This is a genomic window from Mesorhizobium huakuii, assembly GCF_014189455.1.
Taxonomy (GTDB): domain Bacteria; phylum Pseudomonadota; class Alphaproteobacteria; order Rhizobiales; family Rhizobiaceae; genus Mesorhizobium; species Mesorhizobium huakuii_A.
This window is the reverse complement of sequence record NZ_CP050299.1, coordinates 508,529-528,510: the sequence shown is the minus strand read 5'-3', so window position 1 is coordinate 528,510 and position 19,982 is coordinate 508,529. Positions and strand designations below refer to the sequence as shown.

23 protein-coding genes and 4 pseudogenes are annotated in these 19,982 nt (G+C 60.8%); 9 read left to right on the top strand and 18 right to left on the bottom strand.

Annotation, left to right across the window (positions count from 1 at the left end; all coding sequences use genetic code 11):
* The 14 genes and pseudogenes from hypB to HB778_RS40150 form a co-directional block, all read right to left on the bottom strand.
* Positions 1-846, bottom strand: a pseudogene (hypB, locus tag HB778_RS40210) (hydrogenase nickel incorporation protein HypB); the annotation flags it as partial.
* On the bottom strand, positions 846-1,187 hold the full coding sequence (gene hypA, locus HB778_RS40205; RefSeq protein WP_183465661.1) for a hydrogenase maturation nickel metallochaperone HypA: 342 nt from the start codon (positions 1,185-1,187) through the stop codon (positions 846-848). The pseudogene hypB and the gene hypA, both read right to left, overlap by 1 nt.
* Positions 1,180-1,761 (bottom strand): nickel-dependent hydrogenase large subunit, encoded by a 582-nt coding sequence (locus tag HB778_RS42610; RefSeq protein WP_244662146.1) that lies wholly within the window; start codon positions 1,759-1,761, stop codon positions 1,180-1,182. The genes hypA and HB778_RS42610 overlap by 8 nt, the downstream gene beginning before the upstream one ends.
* Positions 1,746-2,288 carry a hypothetical protein gene (locus HB778_RS42605; protein ID WP_244662145.1) on the bottom strand — a complete coding sequence of 181 codons (543 nt, stop codon included), beginning with the start codon at positions 2,286-2,288 and terminating at the stop codon, positions 1,746-1,748. The genes HB778_RS42610 and HB778_RS42605 overlap by 16 nt, the downstream gene beginning before the upstream one ends.
* On the bottom strand, positions 2,285-2,809 hold the full coding sequence (hybE, locus tag HB778_RS40195; RefSeq protein ID WP_183465660.1) for a [NiFe]-hydrogenase assembly chaperone HybE: 525 nt from the start codon (positions 2,807-2,809) through the stop codon (positions 2,285-2,287). Before hybE ends, HB778_RS42605 begins: the two co-directional genes overlap by 4 nt.
* Entirely contained in the window at positions 2,799-3,014 is a 216-nt protein-coding gene (locus HB778_RS40190) for a rubredoxin (RefSeq protein WP_095494259.1), read from the bottom strand. The genes hybE and HB778_RS40190 overlap by 11 nt, the downstream gene beginning before the upstream one ends.
* Positions 3,011-3,859, bottom strand: coding sequence for a hydrogenase expression/formation protein (locus tag HB778_RS40185; RefSeq protein WP_183465659.1), 849 nt, complete (start codon positions 3,857-3,859; stop codon positions 3,011-3,013). The genes HB778_RS40190 and HB778_RS40185 overlap by 4 nt, the downstream gene beginning before the upstream one ends.
* A complete protein-coding gene (locus tag HB778_RS40180; protein WP_183465658.1) occupies positions 3,856-4,305 on the bottom strand; it encodes a hydrogenase accessory protein in 450 nt (149 codons plus the stop codon). Before HB778_RS40180 ends, HB778_RS40185 begins: the two co-directional genes overlap by 4 nt.
* Positions 4,306-4,473: 168 nt before the next feature.
* Entirely contained in the window at positions 4,474-4,770 is a 297-nt protein-coding gene (locus tag HB778_RS40175) for a HypC/HybG/HupF family hydrogenase formation chaperone (RefSeq protein WP_095494256.1), read from the bottom strand.
* Between the two features lie 96 nt (positions 4,771-4,866).
* Positions 4,867-5,442 (bottom strand): nickel permease HupE, encoded by a 576-nt coding sequence (gene hupE, locus HB778_RS40170; RefSeq protein ID WP_183465906.1) that lies wholly within the window; start codon positions 5,440-5,442, stop codon positions 4,867-4,869.
* 10 nt (positions 5,443-5,452) lie between these two features.
* Positions 5,453-6,061, bottom strand: coding sequence for a HyaD/HybD family hydrogenase maturation endopeptidase (locus HB778_RS40165; RefSeq protein WP_183465657.1), 609 nt, complete (start codon positions 6,059-6,061; stop codon positions 5,453-5,455).
* Positions 6,062-6,781 carry a Ni/Fe-hydrogenase, b-type cytochrome subunit gene (gene cybH, locus HB778_RS40160; RefSeq protein ID WP_183465656.1) on the bottom strand — a complete coding sequence of 240 codons (720 nt, stop codon included), beginning with the start codon at positions 6,779-6,781 and terminating at the stop codon, positions 6,062-6,064.
* Positions 6,782-6,793: 12 nt separating this feature from the next.
* A complete protein-coding gene (locus HB778_RS40155; RefSeq protein WP_183465655.1) occupies positions 6,794-8,584 on the bottom strand; it encodes a nickel-dependent hydrogenase large subunit in 1,791 nt (596 codons plus the stop codon).
* 24 nt (positions 8,585-8,608) lie between these two features.
* Entirely contained in the window at positions 8,609-9,694 is a 1,086-nt protein-coding gene (locus HB778_RS40150) for a hydrogenase small subunit (RefSeq protein WP_183465654.1), read from the bottom strand.
* Positions 9,695-10,099: 405 nt separating this feature from the next.
* Here HB778_RS40150 and HB778_RS42600 point away from each other — a divergent pair.
* The 4 genes and pseudogenes from HB778_RS42600 to HB778_RS40135 all read left to right on the top strand — a co-directional run.
* Positions 10,100-10,252, top strand: a pseudogene (locus HB778_RS42600) (ATP-binding protein); the annotation flags it as partial.
* A gap of 174 nt (positions 10,253-10,426) precedes the next feature.
* Positions 10,427-10,678, top strand: coding sequence for a hypothetical protein (locus HB778_RS40145; protein ID WP_244662144.1), 252 nt, complete (start codon positions 10,427-10,429; stop codon positions 10,676-10,678).
* 48 nt (positions 10,679-10,726) lie between these two features.
* Entirely contained in the window at positions 10,727-11,365 is a 639-nt protein-coding gene (locus tag HB778_RS40140; RefSeq protein WP_244662143.1) for a PAS domain-containing protein, read from the top strand.
* Positions 11,366-11,543: 178 nt separating this feature from the next.
* Positions 11,544-12,941, top strand: coding sequence for an ATP-binding protein (locus tag HB778_RS40135; RefSeq protein ID WP_183465653.1), 1,398 nt, complete (start codon positions 11,544-11,546; stop codon positions 12,939-12,941).
* A gap of 9 nt (positions 12,942-12,950) precedes the next feature.
* Here HB778_RS40135 and HB778_RS40130 read toward each other — a convergent pair whose 3' ends face one another.
* The 3 genes and pseudogenes from HB778_RS40130 to HB778_RS40115 form a co-directional block, all read right to left on the bottom strand.
* Positions 12,951-13,124: a hypothetical protein gene (locus HB778_RS40130; RefSeq protein WP_183465652.1), complete on the bottom strand. Its 174-nt coding sequence runs from the start codon at positions 13,122-13,124 to the stop codon at positions 12,951-12,953.
* A 380-nt stretch (positions 13,125-13,504) separates the two neighbouring features.
* Positions 13,505-13,861: a hypothetical protein gene (locus HB778_RS40125; RefSeq protein WP_183465651.1), complete on the bottom strand. Its 357-nt coding sequence runs from the start codon at positions 13,859-13,861 to the stop codon at positions 13,505-13,507.
* Positions 13,862-14,312: 451 nt separating this feature from the next.
* Positions 14,313-15,361, bottom strand: a pseudogene (locus HB778_RS40115) (cytochrome-c peroxidase).
* A 596-nt stretch (positions 15,362-15,957) separates the two neighbouring features.
* Here HB778_RS40115 and HB778_RS40110 point away from each other — a divergent pair.
* A complete protein-coding gene (locus tag HB778_RS40110; protein WP_183465904.1) occupies positions 15,958-16,428 on the top strand; it encodes a MucR family transcriptional regulator in 471 nt (156 codons plus the stop codon).
* Between the two features lie 249 nt (positions 16,429-16,677).
* On the opposite strand, the gene HB778_RS40105 is transcribed toward HB778_RS40110, so the two are convergent.
* Positions 16,678-16,890, bottom strand: a complete 213-nt coding sequence (locus tag HB778_RS40105) for a cold-shock protein (RefSeq protein ID WP_120019369.1) — start codon at positions 16,888-16,890, stop codon at positions 16,678-16,680.
* 205 nt (positions 16,891-17,095) lie between these two features.
* Here HB778_RS40105 and HB778_RS40100 point away from each other — a divergent pair, with 205 nt between their 5' ends.
* The 4 genes and pseudogenes from HB778_RS40100 to HB778_RS40090 all read left to right on the top strand — a co-directional run.
* The gene (locus HB778_RS40100) at positions 17,096-17,344 is read left to right on the top strand and encodes a hypothetical protein (RefSeq protein WP_183455186.1); all 249 of its coding nucleotides are present in this window, start codon (positions 17,096-17,098) and stop codon (positions 17,342-17,344) included.
* 613 nt (positions 17,345-17,957) lie between these two features.
* Positions 17,958-18,290, top strand: coding sequence for a biotin carboxylase N-terminal domain-containing protein (locus HB778_RS43345; RefSeq protein WP_348524802.1), 333 nt, complete (start codon positions 17,958-17,960; stop codon positions 18,288-18,290).
* Entirely contained in the window at positions 18,184-18,561 is a 378-nt protein-coding gene (locus HB778_RS43340) for a biotin carboxylase N-terminal domain-containing protein (protein WP_348524801.1), read from the top strand. Before HB778_RS43345 ends, HB778_RS43340 begins: the two co-directional genes overlap by 107 nt.
* Positions 18,546-19,085: pseudogene (locus HB778_RS40090) on the top strand (class I adenylate-forming enzyme family protein); the annotation flags it as partial. The gene HB778_RS43340 and the pseudogene HB778_RS40090, both read left to right, overlap by 16 nt.
* Positions 19,086-19,982 lie beyond the last annotated feature (897 nt).

Here is a 19,982-nt window from a genome sequence, read left to right as displayed (position 1 = left end):
GGCGGATGCCTTGAGCCAGGCATAGAAGGCTTCCATGCCCTCTCCCGTGCGGGCGGAGACCGTCAGCGTCTGGAGGCGCGGATTGACGCGCAGGGCGTTGGCGATGCAGAGGCCGACATTGAAATCGAGATGCGGCAGCAGGTCGGCCTTGTTGAGGATCATCAGGTCGACGGCGGCGAACATGTTGGGATATTTGAGCGGCTTGTCATCGCCTTCGGTGACTGACAGCACCACAACCTTGTGGGCCTCCCCAAGATCGAAGGCGGCGGGACAGACGAGGTTGCCGACATTCTCGATGAAGAGCGCAGAGCCTGGTTCGAGCGCGAGATCCTCAGCCGCGTGGCCCACCATGTGGGCGTCGAGGTGGCAGCCCTTGCCCGTGTTGATCTGGATGGCGCGGGCGCCGGTCTCGCGGATCCGGGCCGCGTCGTTCGAGGTCTGCTGGTCACCTTCGATAACCGAGATCGTGAGGCGGTCCTTTAGGTCATTGATCGTGCGGACCAGCAGGCTGGTCTTGCCCGAGCCGGGGCTGGAGACGAAGTTGAGCGCAAAGATGCCCTGGCGCTCAAAATATCGCCGGTTCTCTTCCGCATAAGCGTCGTTCTTGGAGAGGATGTCTCTCTCCACCTGGATGATCCGCTCCTGGCTCATGCCTGGCACATTGAAGCCGGCGATCCCCTTGCCATAATGGACGCTGCAGTCCGCGGCATGGTGATGCTCATGCCCGCCATCGCCATGGTGGTGGTGGTCGTGGTCGTGATGATGGTCATGGCTGTGACGGTGCCCGCCCTCCTCGTGCTTGTGACCCTCGATGGAAGAAGTCCCGCAACCGCATACCGTGCACATCAGATCACCTCCATATCCCTGATCTTCAATTCGTCGCCTGCCGTCATCTGGACCCGATGCCGTCCGCAGTCCGGGCAGGCGCCGAACCGCTCCTCCAAGGCGACGGTCTTGCCGCAGTCGAGACACCAGCCCTCGCCGGCAATGCGGTTGATCTCGAGCGTCGCCTCGTCCGCAATCGTGCCGTGTCGCACGGCCTCATAACAGAACATCAGCGCGTCCGGCTCGACGTGGCTCAGCACGCCGACATCGACCCGGACCGACTTGACGCGTGTCGCGCCGTTCTGCCGCGCCGTGTCGCAGACGATCTCGATCACACTCTCCATCAGCGACATTTCATGCATGTGCGGCCTCGCGAACACTAACCTCAAAGGCCACGCAAGGATCGAACAGGACCGCGAGCCGCGACACCGATCTCACGGCGGCCTCATCGGTCCCGACGGATGACGACAGCAGTGTCTCGACGAAGGGGCCGGCGGGATGAAAATTCCATTCGGTCGGGGCGAGGATGCGATAGGACGAAAGCCTGCCGTCGCCGCCGATCTCGGCCTGATGATAGAGCCGGCCACGCGCGCATTCCACAGCACCGTAGCCACCGGCACCCGGCGTGGCCCCGCCGCAGGCGAGTGATGCTCCGTCGCACTTGCCGGTTGCTGCGAGAGCGGTCAGTTGTTTGAGGCAGAGGCGCACGTCGTTGATGCGGGCTAGCAGTCGTTGGACCAGATGGGACGCCTCCACGTCACCAGCGGCGAGCCGGGCATACGCGCCCGTCTCCGCGACGCGGCCTTGGAGATGCGGGAGGCTTGCATAGCCGGGCTCGGCGCAAAGCCGGGCGATGACTTCCGGATCGTCATTGATGGTCAGTGGATCGGGCCGGCGGCCATTGAAGACCCGATCGTTGCCTATATCCTGCAACATCGCGGCGCAGGCTGATTCCGGCAAAGGTGTGTCGCCCTGGCTCGGGATGCCGAGCGCGCTGGCCGCCGCAGACAGCCGCGCAGCGGCGGCCGCCAAATGCGCCCTGTCGATTTGCCCGGCCTTGGCGCGGCGATGATCTCTTGCGAAGCGGCCAGCGCTTCGCGGAGATGTCTACCGGCGGTTGCGCCGAGCGATGCCGGCACGGGGGATGGCCAATGGAGGATGAGCGCCCGCAAGGTTTCGAAAATCCGCTCGGCGAGCAATCCGGCACCGGAGCCGATCCGTTCGTCCTCCTTCATCGCCATATCCGCTGCATTCAGGACGGCGAGCCGCGCCGCTACGGATTGCGCAAAACCGCAGAGCGAAAAGACTTGACCGGCAAGAGGGGGCGCCTCTTCGGGCCTGCGGCCGACGAACATGCGCGTCAGCCCCTGCGGGCGGTTCGCCTTCACCGTGACGGAACAGGCAAGCGCGCGCGACACGGTTACGTCGATCCTTATCGTGCCTGCCCCGAGAAGGACTGTCATTGCGACGCTTCCTCGCGCCTGCGGACATGCCCGCGCAACAGGTCACGCCGGTTGACCGCCGCGGGCGGGGCGGGCGGCGGTTCGAGCGTGGCAGGATCAAAGAAGGCCCGGGCCGCTTCGTCCGCTGTTTCGAGGGCAGCCTCCATCGTCGCGAACTCGAAGACCGGCGAAAACAGCGAGCAGGAATCGACACGGTCAATCGCATCGAGTTCACCGGCAATGAACCCGACCTCACCCGCCGGCAGGCCGACACGGAGGGTCGTACCGGTGGCAGCTGGGGCGGAGGAAGGGCCCTGCGGCAGATCCGCTGCCACGAGATTCATGAACCATGGTGTAGTCACGATGCCGAACGCACGACCGCCGTAAGTCCGAAAACCGGTCGAGGCAATGCCAAGCGCGGGATTGCAGATCGGCACATCGGCCATGGCGGTCGCGTAAATGTGCCGGTAGCAGGCCTCGAGCCGCCGGCCGAGCGCCTGCGCGGGATCGATCTCGGCCCTCTCTGCGACGTCAGCGTCCATCACCCAGCCTCATGAACTTCGATTGCAGCGCATCGCAATTTGGGCAGCGCCAGTCTTCCGGCAGGTCTGCAAACGACGTCCCCGGAGCAATCTGCCAGACCGGGTCACCCTCAGCGGGATCATAGACATGCCAGCAGATACCGCATTCCATCTGGTCGTCGTCCGACACGGTCTCGCGCTTGCCGAAATTCTCGAAGGCGCTCATTTGAAATAGGCCTCCTCGATCTCACGCAGCCTCGCCTCGGAGTCGCGGAAATCATCCTCGGCGGCGATCGCGACCGAGGGAATGTCGCAGATCTCCAACGTATCGAGGATGATCGTGTCCATGGCGTTGTAGAACTGAACCGACCAGACATTGCGCGCGCCGGTCACCACGATGCGGCAGCTGCCATAGCCGCGCGAGGTGAGCTGCACCGGCCCGGCACCCAGCGTTTCCTGCAGGAAGGCCATGTCTTCCGGGCTCATCGGGAAGAGCGAGAAGGTGATGATATGGCCCGGATCACCGTCGCTGTAACGGGCGACGCGATCACCGATCTCGGTCAGCACGGGCATGACGTTCATGGCGCCGGTCGGAGCCGGCCCGTGGCTGATCGAGCCAGGCAGCGCCGAGCACGCCTTCTTGACAGCGGCGGGAATGCTCGCGACCTCGACATAGTCGGCAATGAGCCGGCCCTCACCGTCGGTGAAACGGACGCGCCAGACGCCAGCCATCACCGCCTCCTGCATCTGGGCCGTGATGCCGTTCGCCAATGCCGCAGCGCCGGCGACCTCGCCCTCGCCGAGAGTCTGGGCGATCAGTTCCTTGTCGTCGTCGGGGAAATCGGTGATGTCGAATAGCCGGCCCGGCCGGTCGGCCTTCTGAACGGCGAGCGCGTCAGCGAGTTCCGGCAGGAGCATCGCCGTCCGCCGACATCGGCGGATCATTTCCTCGGCGCTGCTGGTGGCGAGGAAATTGAGCTTGCGGGCACGCAGCGGCGGCTCGGCGCCGATCGGCATCACCGTCATCGCCGCATCCTCGCCCCCGGGGGCGACCCAGAAGCCGGCCTTCATCGCACGATCTTCTTGCCGGCATGGGTGATCTCGACCTTCGGTCCGCCCAAGGGCACCATGACCGGCGCGTCGGGCGCGAGCCAGGCGCCGATCTTCTCGACATATTCGGACCAGTCGCGGATCTTGCCCAGCAGGCCGACCGGTTGGTCTCGACGAGTGACGGCGAGGCTCGGCATCACAACGACGTTAAAGCGGGCCTTTAGCTTGTCTTCGGCCGTGCGCAGGACCACGGCGCCGCGCAAGCGGCCTTGGAAGGCCTGGAGGATATGCGGGAGGACGACGGCGACGTCATCGGCTTCCGGCCGCTGCGACGGATCGCCGGTGAAGAACAGCACGGCATTGTCGGGTTCACTCGCCGCCGGAGCGAGGAAGGCATCGATATTCGTCTCGTCGATGAGGGGCAGGCGCGCCCGCTCGCTCAGGGCGCGGACCAGGACAGATGGCATAGTCTCCTCCACAAATCACGCTGCGAAACATTCCAACGAAATGAGGAGCAAGCTGCGTGCCAGACTTGGGAAAGTCAGATTCCTTTGATCTGGAAGACAAATTTCCCGCCTTCACAAAGTATCGCGGGCATCTGGATGGAAAGTCCTTCCACTTTGGAAATTTTCTTTTCACTCGCTACGCAGATGCGGCGGCAGTTCCGGCTCGCGCGAGGTGAGATCGGCAAAGAGGGCGTCGAAAGCCCTCCCCTCGACAGCTTCAGCAAGACCCGCGAGTGCGTTGTCGATGGCGCGGGCCTCGTCGGCGTCCAGCACCCGGATGGCGGAGCCGAGATGGGTGAGTAGGTAGGTTCCCGGCGGTTGTGGGCCGACCAGCATGAGGGAGATCGAGGATATCCGGCCATGTCTCTCGCAGTGGGCGACGAACTCATTGCCGGCGACGGCCCGCATGGGAATGCCGATGCACATGATGCTCCTCCTCCGTCGTCCAGATCTTATGAAATCGGGAGCCGCGGTGCGCAGGGTGCCCACACGACTCCCGCCGGCCTCAACCCTGGGAGAAGTTCAGCCGGCCAGCAGGACTGCACCGGCAAGGGCAATGGCCAGGCCGGCGGTCCGCGCGGCAACTCGCTGGGCGTTACCGAACCTCAACAAGGCCAGGCAGAAACCGGTGAGATGCAGGATGACCGTGGCAGCAATGAAGCCCGCCACATATCCGCCCGCATGCGTCATCGCCGGAAGTTCGGTGCCATGGGCATGGCCATGGAAGAGCGCGCATGTTCCAACCACCGTCGCCGCGACCGACGTTGAAACCTTCACTTCGAAAGCAACCAGCAGACCGAGCAGCGCGACGGTCAGCGCGATCCCGGTTTCCACCATTGGAAAAGCGAGGCCGTAAATGCCCAGGGCGCCCCCCACGGCCATGACCGTCACGAAGGCCAAGGGAACGATCCATCGGGCTTTACCGCCCAGCGTCAAGGCCCAGAAGCCGACCGCGACCATCGCCAGGATATGATCGAGACCGCTGAACGGATGGCTGAAGCCGGCAAGCGCGCCGTCGGTGTGAAGGCCGACATGCGCGTGGGCGATGCACGGTAGCGCCATCGCGACGAGCGTCGCCGCAAACCTACGGAAATTCATGATCTCCTCCTCAATAGCGCAATGCGGCCGATTCGGCTCGGCGCTCGTAACGTTCGAAATCGATGTCGTTTTCAAGTAGTGGCGGAACCGCTGCTCCATCCGGTCGCGCAGTGACGACGACGCCCCAGTCCCGCAATATTCCTACTGCCGTTTCGATTGCGCGCGGTATGACTGCCTTGACCGGCGTCGTCAGCGGGCCGCCCCAGTCTTCGAGATCCAGCGGCTGGCACCCGATGAGAACCAGCCGATCGGGATAGTGCCCCATGAGGTCAGCGGCGCTCAGCACCTCCTGGAAGCCGGTCTGATGCAGGCTCATCTTCTTGGCGCCAGTAAATTTCGGCACCACGTCGTCTTCCACGATCTTCATCGTGCCCGGCTCGAGGCCGTAGTCGATGGCGTCGAACACGATCAAACGATCGTGTTCATTGACGAACTGCACGAGATAGAGCCCCTGCGTGCCGCCATCGAGGACGGTGACGTTGTCAGGCACCCGATACGCCTTGTGGAAGGTTTCCACCGCGCGCACGCCGAAGCCTTCGTCGGCCCAGAGGATATTGCCTATGCCAAGCACGAGAATCCGCGGGGAAGGCGAAGAGGCCAAGGGATTTGGGGCGACCATCTAGTCCTCCACGTCCTTGAAGAGCCGTTCGCCGGAAATCATCGACGAGATGATGCTCTGTCGGCTCATAATGTCCTCGCGGATCGCCACATAAATGTGAACCATGAGGAAGGCGAGGATTACCCACATGCCGAGATGGTGGAATGTGTGGATGTCCTGGCTGTTGGGCCAGATCGAGAACACCCAGCCGAAGAGCGCATATTCCCAGCCGTCGCGGCCGGCACCCTCGCTATAGAGCGCAAAGCCGGTGATCACCATGAAGAAGAGCGGCAGGGTGAACATCAGGAACATGGTGAACTGGGAAAGAGGGTTGTGGCCGACATACTTCGGCTGCCGGGCCAAGAACGTGTACCACCGCACCTCATGCAGCCATTCCTTCCAGAAGCGGCCGCTCCAGAAGGGCACATAGAAGATCTGGCGGGAATGGATATTGCCGACAAAGGCCCAGTAGACCCTGAGGATAAGGAACACGGCAAGGACCTGCCCCGCCGCGAAGTGGATGAAGCGGATATACCCCATCAGGAAATTGGCGATGGCCTCGCCCGGCACGGAAGGCAGCGGCGAGCCGATGAAATAGCCGGTTAGCGCGAGCGTCAGGATCGAGACGGCGTTGACCCAGTGCCAGATGCGCACCGGGGCTTCGTAAACATAGATGCTCTGGCGCTCGACGGCCTTTTCGCCGTGGGCGTCGGCGGCTGCGAGAGTTTCATGGATAGTCATGACTTATCCTCCTCACCGGACCTGGACCTTGGCCATTTCCTGACCGTCCGGGCTCATGACATGCGTCGAGCATGCTAGGCACGGATCGAAGGAATGGATGGTCCTGAGGATTTCGAGCGGTTGGGTGGGGTCTGACATCGGCGTATCCATCAACGAAGCCTCGAAGGCGCCAATATTTCCTGCCGGATCGCGGGGGCTGCCGTTCCATGTGGTGGGCACGACGCACTGGTAGTTGTCGATCTTCCCGTCCTTGATTTTGATCCAGTGCGCGAGCGCGCCGCGCGGGGCCTCGGTAAAGCCGACGCCCTTGACCTCCTTGGGCCAGGTTCCCGGCTTCCACTTGTCGACATGGGCCGTAGAGAAGTCGCCGGCCTTCATATTGGCAATCAGCTTGTTCCGGAAATAGCGCATCTGGTGGCCGGCCCAGCTCGATTCGAGCGCACGGGCTGCCGTGCGGCCGAGTGTCGAGAAGAGGGCTGAAACCGGAAGGCCGAGATCCTTGAGCACCTTTTCGACCGGGTCCTTGAACTCCGCCTTGTTCTGGGCATAGCCGACGACCCAGCGGGCGAGCGGCCCGACCTCCATGGCATGGCCGCGCCAGCGCGGCGCCTTGATCCAGGAATATTTAGCGGCCTCGTCGAGCTGCTCGATATTGGTCTTCGTCCCCTTGGCGTTGGGGCCGAGTTCGTAATGTGGCTCGGTAACCCCGTCCCAGGGATGCAGGCCCTTTGTCTCGTCGGGATATTTGTACCAGGAATGGGTAACGAATTCCTGGATCTGCTCGGGATCCTCATGGTCGACCGGCAGCACTTCGGCGAGATTGCCATTGATGATCGCGCCGCGCGGCAGCTTCAGGCTTGCCTCGGAGTAGTCGTTGACGTGCTCGGGTACGTCGCCATAGGCTAGCACGTTCTTGCCCGACAGACCGCCTCCATAGAGCCAGTCCTTGTAGAAGGAGCCGATGGCCATGATGTCGGGAACGTATACCTTGTCATTGAACTCGATAATCTGGTCGATGATCGAGGTGACCATGTTAAGCCGTTCCATGTTGATCGCGCCGACCGCACCAGTACCGTCGATATTGATCGGACACGGTACCCCGCCAACCAGCCAGTTTGGATGCGGGTTCTTGCCGCCGAAGATCGTGTGGATCTTGACGATCTCCTTCTGGAAGTCGAGCGCCTCCAGATAATGCGCCACCGCCATGAGATTGGCCTCCGGCGGCAGCTTGTAGGATGCATTGCCCCAATAGCCGTTCTTGAAGGGTCCGAGCTGGCCTGACTCGACGAATTTCTTGAGCCGGGTCTGGATGTCTTTGAAATAGCCTGGAGAGGAAAGCGGCCAGTCGGACACGGACTGCGCGAGCGCCGAGGTCGCCTTCGGATCGGCCGAGATCGCAGAGATCACGTCCACCCAGTCGAGCGCATGAAGATGGTAGAAGTGCACGACATGGTCATGAACCTGCAGCGCCAGCTGCATCAGGTTGCGGATCGAATTGGCATTGTCGGGGATGGTGATGCCGAGCGCATTCTCGACCGCGCGTACAGAGGTTAGCGCATGCGTGCCGGTGCAGACGCCGCAGATGCGCTCCGTGAAGGCCCATGCGTCGCGGGGGTCGCGGTTCTTTAGGATGACTTCGATGCCGCGCCACATGGTGCCGGTCGAGACCGCATTCCGGATGATGTTGTTCTCGTCGACATTGACCTCCACCCGCATATGTCCCTCGATGCGGGTGACGGGATCGACGACGATGCGCTTGCCCGAATTGTCCAGTGTGAAGCCGTTGGGTGTTTGAATTGTCACAATGCTGTTCCTCGCCGAGAGTGATTATGATGCGTCGGCTTTTTCGCGCTTGGTGGTCACGCGCTTGAAGGCGGTCACCGCGGCATGGGCGGCGATTGCACCACCCACGATGCCGGCGGCGGTCATGCCGACCTTGTCGGCGTTGGCCTCGACGCCGAACTGGTGGAGGTTCGTCAGCCGGTCATAGAAGCTGCCGTTGTCCCAGAAGCCGTCTTCCGAGCAGCCGATGCAGCCGTGGCCTGACTGGATCGGGAAGGAAACGCCACCGTTCCAGCGCACGGTAGAGCAGGCATTGTAGGTGGTCGGGCCCTTGCAGCCCATCTTGTAGAGACAATAGCCCTTGCGTGCGCCCTCATCGTCCCACTCCTCGACAAACTGGCCGGCATCGAAATGTGGTCGGCGGTAGCATTTGTCGTGGATGCGCTGCGAATAGAACATCTTGGGCCGGCCCTGCCGGTCGAGTTCCGGCAGCGCGCCGAAGGTCGTGATGAAGGTGACGACCCCGGTCATCACCTCCGCGATCGGGGGACAGCCTGGTACCTTAATGATCGGCTTGTCGAGGATGACCTTGTCGATCGCTGTCGCCCGGGTCGGGTTTGGCTTGGCCGCCTGGACGCAGCCCCAAGAGGCGCAGGCGCCCCAGGCGATAATCGCCATGGCATCCTCGGCCATCCACTTCAGCTTCTCAACGAAGGGTTTGCCGCCGTCGATGCAGAACATGCCGTCCTCGTTGAGCGGCGGATTGCCCTCGACGGCGAGGATGTACTTGCCTTTGTACTTGTCCTTCGTCTCTTTGAGAATCGCCTCCGCTTGATGGCCGGCGGCCGCCATGATCGTATCGTCGTAGTCGAGCGAGATCATCGACAGCACGACGTCTTTGACGAGCGGATGGGCCGAGCGGATGAAGCTCTCCGAACAGCAGGTGCATTCGAGCCCATGCATCCAGATGACCGGAACGCGTTCCTTGGTCTCAAGTGCTTCAGCCATCGCTGTCGCGGCACCCGGGCCGAAACCGAGGCTCGCGGCCGTCAGGCTGCAGAACTTGGTGAAACCGCGCCGGGTGATCCCCTGGCGACGAATGACGTCATATAAGGTTTGGGCAGCTGCCATGTTGCTCCTCCAGCAATTTCATCCCCCATCCCATCACCCGGATAGACGCCGGGTTCTGCCAGAAATGCTTGCTGCAAGAAGCGGACCAATTTAGTAGGGGTCAGAGGGATAATCACCCGGTCTGGGATAATGCTGTTTCCGACCCCACTGCGGACGTTGGAGGGTCCGCTACCGGGTCGCAGCGCCAGCTCGCGTAGTCACGATTCAAACGGAAGCCAATAGCTGCACCCTTGAGGGGTTACCCCAGGCGGCCCTAAGCCCCAGTGGCGAAAGCTCAAGATGAATTAGGGCATACGCCTCGGCTCACGCCTTTCCGAGGAGCCCTGGATGCGAGATAGTTCGAGGAACCTTGGCCAAGCATTGGAAGTCGACAGCAGGCGCGAAGGGCCTGTCTGCACCCGAACCACAGTCACAAGCTCAGATTTCAAGGGCTTGCGAATGCTGGCAGACGCATGCGGAGACCGTTTTGTCTCTGGAGTGGTGCTATAAGACCACGATAAGATTGTCCCATTCGGAGAGCGCCTCCATGCGGCACCGCTTTCGGTACTTTGGCGGTAGAGCAGGTACGGTGCCGGATACCCTTGCTGCCGACTGCCGGAATTCTTCGCTCGCAATTGCTAGCCCAACATCAACACAACGCGCCGACTGCCGTTGTATCTCGCCGCGAACCGTCTTGCGTTTGTGGCCCCCTCGCCCTCACGGCCGGTTCAGCGTCGAACGTGCCGTGCCGCGATGCATTCAAGGCCGCGACCAGAACGGCACCCGTGCGACTGCGGCAGAAGCCAGGGGTTACGTGCATCACGGCAAGACAATGGCGCCGGCAAGCCCGCCAGCATCGTCGCCAGTACGGGCCTGGGAACCGCCATTGTCGAGGCGCTGGTCAAGCAGCTGGAGGCCAACATCGAGGTCATCAGCGACAAGAACGGCACCAGCGTGTCGATGACAAGGGCAACGTTCACCTCGCGCGTGTCGCAGGCGGCGTAGCATGATCCATCCGGTGGCGGGAGCCGTGGGCGCCGGTCCGCCATCCGGTTGGATCGCGCCAAGGCGCGGGATCTAGTCAATATGTCCAGCGTAGTCGCCAAGTCCGAAGAGCAGAAGGACGCCGAAGCCGAAGTCGAGGGCTTTCAGGACGACCTGGGCCGTTCGTCGTTGCCGCCGAGACAACACATGGTTTTCACCGACGCAAAAGAACCCGGCAATCCCATCATTTTTGCCAATGACGCCTCCCTCGGCATGACCGGATACGCCAGGGAAGAGGTCCGCGGTCGGCACTTCAATTTCCTGATGGCGAACGGCACCGACGCCGGGGCGCTGAAACGCATCAAGCTCGAGTTCGAAGCCAATGCGGATGCGGGCACGGAAATCCTTTACAGGAGCAAGGATGGCAGCGAGTTCTGGGCGGGTCTTTTCGCCAGTCCTGTCCCCGACAAGAGCGGCGCCATCGTCCAGTATTTTACCTCCTTTGTCGATCTGACCAGACACAAGGAGGAGCAGGCGCAATCCAAAATGCTCATCGACGAATTGAACCATCGGGTGAAGAACACGCTGGCAACGGTGCAGTCGATCGTCTGGCAGGCATCTCGAGCCAATTCCGATCCGCGGGCGATCCGCGAAACGGTCGAGTCCCGGCTGGATCGGCCCAAAGGCGATCTGCCTTTCTGCCCGTAGTCTTCTTCGACCAACCAGGCCCAGCGGACCCATCGGCCGGGATTTTGGCGCTTTGAAAGCGGTGTCTTTCCAGTGGCCTGTCCCGGCTTTGGTGCTTTTTACTTACCAAGCTGCCTGACCGCCCTTGCTTTGGTACTCGGTTAGTGTAACCTTGATTACCGTAATCAGGATTACACTAATGTTCGTAGGTCGCGCTCAAGAGCTCTCCCGCCTCCGCAAGGAATTCTCCCTCGCTAGGCCCTCTTTGCTCGTGGTATATGGACGGCGCCGGATCGGGAAGTCCGCGCTGCTCAAGGAAGCTGCCAAGGACCGTCCCCACGTTCTCTATCAAGCGACGCGTGTAACCCCCACTCTGAATCTGGAGGGCTTCAAAGCGGAAATCGCCCGCTCGCTCGGCGCCGATCCCCTGTTGGACGGCCTCGGCGATTGGCTGAGCGTGCTGACATACCTCGCGCGTAAGGCCGAGGGAACGCTTGGGTTGATCGTCGTCCTGGACGAATTCCCCTACCTTGTCGAGGGCGATCAGGCCCTGCCATCGATCATCCAAAAATTCTGGGACGCGGTCGTCGCCGCCGAGGGCAAGCTGAACTTGGTGCTCTGCGGGTCGATGATTGCCCAGATGGAGGATCTGTTGGCCGAGAGGAACCCACTCTACGGGCGCCAAACCCTACCCCTGGAAGTCAAGGCGCTGCCGCTGCGGGACGCGGCCGGGTTCTTCCCGGATTACCCTGCTGTGGATCGTATCCTTGCCTATGCCATCTTCGGTGGTATCCCCTTTTACCTAAGGCTCTGCGATCCGAGCGCAAGTCTCGAGGAGAACGTCACCAATTTGCTGCTCGCCGATACTGGGGCGCTGGTAGACGAGCCGAACGTCCTGCTCCAATCGGAACTTCGGGAGACCCAACGCTACGCCAGCATCCTGGCGGCGATCGCGGACGGCTGCACCAAACTCGGGGAAATCGGCGGCCGTCTCCGGGACATCAAGGATTCCGTTTCGCTGAGCCCCTACATGAAGCGGCTCGAGCGCATGCGGCTGGTTCGGACCGTACATTCCCTCGACGCCAACCCCAAGTCACGGGACACGCGTTACTTCGTGGACGATCCGCTTGTTGCCTTCTGGCATCGGTTCGTCCGGCCGAACATGTCAAGTGTGATGCAGGGCTTCGGTCCCGAGATTTGGCGGCACCAAGTGGTGCCGCGGCTGGACGAGTATATGGGCGGCGCGTTCGAGGAAATCTGCCGAGGGCACGCCCGCCGCCATGCGCAGGAGGCTCTTCCGTCTCCGGCCCAGGAGATCGGTCAAATCTGGGGTGCCGAATATGACATTGACGTAGCCGGACGCTTGCTGGACGGATCGATGCTATACGGCGAGTGCAAGTGGCGCCGCGGAATGATCGGGGCGGATGTCCTCGCGACACTGATCGAGCGCGCCGGAAGAACCGACTATGGTCGTGGCGTAGAAGATCGCCACTTCGTCCTATACGCGCGCACCGGTTTCAAGGCAGGTGTCCAAGAGCGTGCCAAGGAGGACGGGCGAATTGTGTTGCTGACGCCCGGCACCATGCTCGCCCTCTGAAATCCTCAGTCAAATCGGGCGACGGTCGATGCGGTCCTCGGCCCAGTCACCCTCGCGGTTCAGTCCGACGCGTCCGGCTTTCTCGAGGGTGCTAAGGATCGGAGACAGGCGCTTGCCGATGATGGTGACGGCGCGCGGATCGTCCCCGGACCCCCGTGCCTCGTTGCGAACTCCTGCGCGCATTCGGCGGTCGACATCGGACGCTTGGCGGTCCGCAGAATGTCGAGAGTCATCTTGCGCTTGTTTGTCTCGCCGATGACCTTGTCGAGTTCCCTGACGCTTTCGGCCATGGGCAGCCGGCCGCGGCGCTACTGAGGCTGACCCAAGTGGTTCCCAGAGCTTGGCGCGTGCATCGACAACCGCAAATCGCGTGATGGGTTCGGCGGTTTGCGATGTGTCGCTACGCGCCCACGATCACGTTGGTGCCGGCGGCCAGCGAAACCAAGGCCAGCGGTAAGAATCGGCGTCAAATGGTGCGACACTGCCAAGATGCCGGACCTGCGACGGATGCAAGAATCGACTGACAGCGATGAGCGGCAGCGCCAAAGCGCAGTGACAGGCCGTTAACCGCCGGGAAGCGTGCCCTTCGCCGACATCTCGAAGACATCGAGCAGGATAGCCAGCCCAACGCCGCACGCGGTCAGGATGAGGCCGGCCATGAAGATGCGGTTGGCGCGTTCGTAGATGGGTCGGCGCAGCGAACTCATGTCGAGCAGCTTGGACAGCGCCCGCATCTGCAACGCGATGCCGACCAGGATCGGCACAACGGCGAATAGGTCGTAGAGCCGCCATGGCACGGGGTTTGCCGCCCAATGCGTGACGAAGCCGAGCGAAAAGGCAAGCAGGATGCCCACGACAGTGATTGTGCCATTGCGGAAAATCGTCTCGATCAGCTCTTCCTTCGGATCGTGCTCGTCCAAGCGTCCCTCCCCTCCCTCAGTCGTAGCAGGCCTTTGCACAGTGTGAGGCTAAGCTCTCGGGAAATCCCTGTACATCGCTGCCAATTAGTCAAGAGAGCTTCTGGCAAAGCGAACAGGTGGTTGTGCGGGGAATTAGCGGAACTGGGCGGTGAAACGCCGTTGAATTTGGCACAGACTGAGACCGGCGATCGGGGGCCATGTGCCCTATCGTCCCATATGGGCGCTCCTTGTTGTAGTATCTGCGACAATCCTCCAACTTTTCGAAGCCCTTTTGTCTGACTCGCACCAGATACCTAACATGATGCCATCGCAACGAGCTGGCGACGGAAGCATTGTCTGCAGTTTGGGATCATGCCAGGCATTGCCTTCTCAAAGAGGTCGCGATCCGTGTCGTCCCAGTAATGGTCGCAATCATTCTTGATTGCGACTTTCCGTAGCCAGCCCGGGCCATTTATTTCCCTAAGATCTGCGATGCAGGTCGAGGCGTTGTCGCCGTTTCGGCGGGCAAGATAGGCAAGACGACCTCGGGTACCTTTCCGGTCAGCGAGTTAAGGAAGGCAACGAGCAGGTCGACTTCTTCGGCCTTCAACTCTTCGCCGAGCTGGGTGGTGCCCATAATAGCCACGGCCTGTTTCAGATCCCAAACCTTGCCCGAATGAAAATAGGGCGCGGTGAGTGCCACGTTGCGCAGCGGCGCCACGCGGAAAACAAAGGAATCGTCGGCTGAATTGGTGACGGCAAAGCGGCCCTTGTCGTTTTCCGGCCGTACCTCGGCGCTGGGCTTTTCAATAAGGCCGAATGCGTAATAGTCCTCCCCGCCAACGTTGATGCCGGCATGGCAGGACGAGCAGCCTTTGTCCATGAAAAGCGCCAGCCCCTGTTTCTGTTCGGAAGTCTGGCGGCGTCATCGCCATTGAGGAAAGCATCGAAGGGCGCCGGCGTGACCAGTGTCGCCTCAAAGGCTTCAACAGCCTTGGCCAAGTTGTCGAAGGTGACGCGATCGGCCTCACCGGGGAAAGCTGCATTGAACCAATCGACATATTGCGGCATCGACTTGAGCGTCGCGATGACTTGACCCGGAGTGTTGGCCATTTCGACACCGGCTTGGACCGGTCCCTTGGCCTGAGCCTTCAGGTCTTCGGCGCGACCATCCCAGAACTGCGCGATGTTAAAGACAGCGTTCAGTACCGTCGGCGCGTTGCGCGGTCCCTTCTGCCAACCATGGCCGATCGAGGTTTCAAGATTGTCGTCGCCCCCGGTGGCCAAGTTGTGGCACGAGTTGCACGAGAAGACACCTGACGCCGAGACACGGGGATCGAAGAACAATGCCTTGCCGAGCGCGACCTTTTCCGGTGTGATCGGGTTGTTGGCGACTGCCGGCGTGGTGGATGGCAAAGCCTTGAAAGTGGCCAGTGCCGTTTCTCTGAGGTCGGCGGGGATCGGTTCCGCAGCAAAGGCGATGGCTGCCGGCAAGGCGACAGCCATCGTCGTGAATAGCATTTTCATAAATGATCTCCGAGCGTTGTGCACGGAAACCATTGTGGGATATGCGGTTCGTGAAAACCCTGCGCTAGATCAACGGCGGGAGAGGACCGGGCCTGACGGCCAGACTTCGATCGGGCCTGCCATCGAATGGCGGAAGCCGCCACCAGCCTGTGTCCATCGCTCCGACCGTGGACCCCAACACGTGGCCGGCGCATCGCAATTTGCTCGCGCTGACTGCCTGGTTGGTTCCTTGGGGCGTGGCGACGATCACCATAACAATGCCAAGGCGGAAAGCATCATTGGAGACCATGAAGGTCGAAGCCGTGTATCCGATGACGTACGAAACCTTCAGCGGCGCGAAACACCTTCGGCTTTTTCATTTTGCAAAATTCAAACGGACGGGATCGAGCTTCAAAGAAAACTCCGACCCAGTTACGGGGCAGCCAACACCGAGCGGATCAACGTGCATGACGGTGGGATGCGGCGCTATAGACCTCGATGCTGGGATGAGCATCGCAATAATCCTGTCGAGACAATTGTTGCGTTCAGCGGCAACCCCCACTATGAAGCGACGCTTCGCCGACTATGTTCCAAGCCGCCCGGAGATTTTCATGACAGAAGAAGCCGACAAAAACATCGACACCCTCATCGAGCTCACAGCCGATGTGGTCTCAGCCTATGTCTCCAACAATCCGGTTCCGGTAGGGGACCTCCCTGCTCTGATCGGCCAAGTGCATGCGGCTCTGAAAGGCACGGCCGGAAGCGTCTCCGCACAAGAGCCGGCGGTCCTTAAGCCTGCAGTCCCGATCAAGAAGTCGGTGACACCGGACTACATGATCTCCCTTGAGGACGGGAAGAAATTCAAATCGCTAAAGCGCCATCTGTCGACCCACTACGGGCTGACGCCGGACGAATATCGCGCCAAATGGGGCCTGCCGGCGGATTATCCCATGGTCGCGCCGAATTACGCCGCGGCGCGCTCGGCATTGGCCAAGACGATGGGGCTCGGCCGCAAACCGAAGGAGCCGGAAACGCCGGCGCCGGCGCCGGCGAAGCGGACCCGCAAGAAGGTCACGGCTTAATTTCGGTAATCGAGATTCGTTCTGGAGTGTGCTGCTGCCATTGGCATGATCTGCGCGTAGTATGAAAAGGCGGGGGAGCAACCCCGCCTTGTCTTTGCAGGCAGCCTGGTTTCAGGAATTCGCGACGGTTTGCAGCAATCTGCTGACCGATTCTCCGGTCAAGCCATGTTCTCGCCCACTCTCGTCGAGGGGTCAGCCCGTCCGGGAGGTGCCGCGTGCTTCCGGCTCTTGCGGGACGCAGAGGAAAAATCAGCCAGCTTTGCTGAGGCTGCCAGCGGATGACTTGCCAGTGCGGCGGTCCTGTTCGATCTCATAGTTGATCTTCTGGCCGTCAGTGAGGGTTGAGAGGCCCGCGCGCTCGACAGCGGAAATGTGGACGAAAACATCCTGACCGCCATTGTCGGGCTGGATAAATCCAAATCCCTTGCTGCTGTTAAACCACTTCACTGTTCCGGTCGCCATATGCGTATTCCTTTGTACAATTGCAACGTGGGCAGGCCGTTAGGCCAGTCCGATACATAGCCGAGACTTTAGGCAAAGCAAAAACGAAAAATTGCGGGGCCCGGCTCGATCTGCTGATGGTGGCTCGCGCCACTGGGTCAACGGCCGGGTGGTTCACGTCGCCACCTTGGTGCATAACCCTGGCGAGGCTTGAAGGAGTTCGGAATTGGATTGTTTCAAAAGGATCGAGGCGTTAATCGATGCGGCCAGCGCGGATGCGATCGATAGGGCGCGCGTTTTGCTGGATCAGTTGGACGATAAGTCGCAAACAATCGCCCAAGCGATCGACGACTTCCTGCTTGATCTGATGACCCTGGTGTTTGTTATAGAAAGCACCCAAGAGATGTTCCATTATCCGGCACGGCGGTTGGCACATCTGAAATTGACCAGGGTCAGGCTGTTGTTGGCATCATAGCCTTGAGCTTAGAGCCGGTCCCGGTTAGAAGGCATCGATCTGTTCGTCGGCTCACCAGCGCGCAAAAACTGCCTGCATGGCGTGTGCAAAATTCCGTCGCCCCCTCAGCCAGCGGCGGTTGCAACTCCTCACCTTTCCAGCATCGCCGCCCCGATCGGAAAAGGAAACGTACAATGCCACACGGACATCAGTGAATAGCGCACTCGGCATGGCGCCCACGCAAAAGGCCCCTCTTTGTCGCCCACTTAACCACCCCGAAGAACCCGATCGGCGGAAATTGTTACGGTTTCTGCTTGTCCCGACGACTGAACGGAGAAGAGAAAAATTCTGATCCAAACTGCCCAAACTGCAAAGTGTGTTTTCGGCACTTTCGCAGATGGCGAGGCATCAGATGTTCTGCCTTCCAATCGGGGCTGCGCCCGACCTGGCTGCGCCAGGCTGTAATGAGCGAAGTCCACTTCCGTTGCTGAAAATGGCTATGCGAACAACATGCGATTTAGGCTCTCGAATGGAAAATCTATCTTGGATGATTTAACCGCCGTGAAGTAGTCCGCCACCTAAACTGCGAATAACGACAATACTAACCAAACCGTGTTCCTGGAAAAATAGGATAATGCCAGAATTATCCTTTGATACAGTTCTGATCGCCAATAGAGGCGAGATCGCCATACGAATCATCAAGACGCTGCGCGAGCTAGAGCTGCGCTCTGCAATTGTCTGCCACGATCTCGATGCGGGGACGCCAGCCGTCTCAGTGGTCGACGTGGCAGTTCCCATAAGGGTCGCACACCGGTCGCGGCCTATCTCGATACCGCGCAAATCTCGCTGCGGCCCACGAGGTGACCGCCGGGGCGGTTCACCCAGGCTATGGATTTCTGTCGGAGTATGCGGAGTTTGCTCGCAAGGTGTTGGAGGCCGGCATCGAGTTCATTGGACCTACTCCTGAGAATATCGAATTGATGGGCGACAAGATCCGGGCCTGCAAGTTCGTTCGGCGGAATGGATTTCCCGTCGCGCCTTCGGCGATCGAGGAGGGTGATCCAGCAACGTTCATTTCGCGCGCACGGGCCAGTGGAGCGCCTTTGCTGGTGAAGCCATCCGTCGGCGGCGGCGGCAAGGGCATGCGGATCGTGCGCGACCTCGATGCATTGGAACACGCCATTGTGCAGGCACGCAGTGAGGCGCAGCGGTATTTCGGAGATGCTGCGAAGCCATGATTATCGATGACACTGGCAATGAGTTGCCGCCAAGCGTGACAGTAGAAATAGCGGTGCGGGTCCTCAACGTCTTCTATGAATATTGGCGCGATCAACAAGCGACCCGAGAGGCGCAGCGTGAGGGATGGTATCGCAGTAGCGATCTCGGTCACCGCGATGCCGACGGTTATTTTTGGGTCCGTGATCGCAAAAAGAACCTGATCATTTCCGGCGGAGAAAACATCTATCCGGCGGAAGTCGAGCGTGTGCTTAACGAGCACCCCGATGTCGCAGAATGCGCTGTCGTCGGCCGGCCGGATCCGCGCTGGCACGAAGTACCTGTCGCCTACGTGATCAGGCGGGCGGGGGCTCGGATCGAAGCAGAAGCACTGGCTGCCTATGTGCAGTCCCAGGTCGCCCGTTTCAAAGTCCCGCGCGAGTTTATTTTCACCAAAGAATTGCCGCGAACGGCGTTGGGCAAAATCCAGCAATCTATTCTGAAAGAGCGCGATGCGCGATCAAGCCAGCAAAGAGGCAGCAATTGAAGAACGGGGCGTTGCGCGATGACTGGGTTCTTTTACGGCCACAGGTGAACTTGCGATTCAAGATGAATGCGGCGGTGACGGTGCCATACGAACTCGGCCTCGGCGAAAGGTTCGGAGGCTATCGCTTGTGATTTCTTTCGCGATTTAGATTTTGGACGAGAAGCGTAATATTGAGCGCGCTGCTCATGCCGCCTCACCAATCGCCGTCCGGCCGTCGATCGCCTTTTACCAAATCTCGACCAGCTTCGGCTGCCGGCGGGATCAGCAAAGGGCGTCGCTCAAGGCCGCTTCGTCCTCGCATCCGCCGATATATGATCAATCAACCGCAATGTCTCAGCGTCCTGAGGATGGCGAATTGCGGTTCCTATAAGAAACACGCCGAGAGCGTCTCCCGGCGCTGCCTTGTTTGTTGGTTTTTCAAAATGGCTAGGCGCTCTCTGTCGGCTTGGGTGCACGGCCCAGCGTCTAGCAACCCCGCGACTTTGTCGGGAGGTGTACACACATTGCCTCGCGATCCCGGATAGCTTTGGGCAGCTCTGGCAACTGATCAAGCACGCTGCCGAGGCCAGACCCGGCAATGCCACGCTCTCGCCAGGTGCCCTTGAGCAAGCCTCCTTGACGTCGGCCTGCCGAGCTCCCCCTCGCCTCTCCGCCACCTCCACTGCGAGCCTGGCGGCCACCTTCCTTCCTAACCGGCCAGGCTCCTGACTCCGCTGCTCGTTCAGCGTCGACCCTGGCCTGCCTGTCGAGGACAGCGTTCTGCGTCGACCACCACATCGTCTCCATTCCAACCCTCTCAGTGCCGCGGCCAGTTCGAGGCGCATTTTATCCCTCCCGCGGCAGCACGCTCAATCGTCTTCCGCACGAGCAAGATATCGTCCCAAGCCGCAAGCGCTT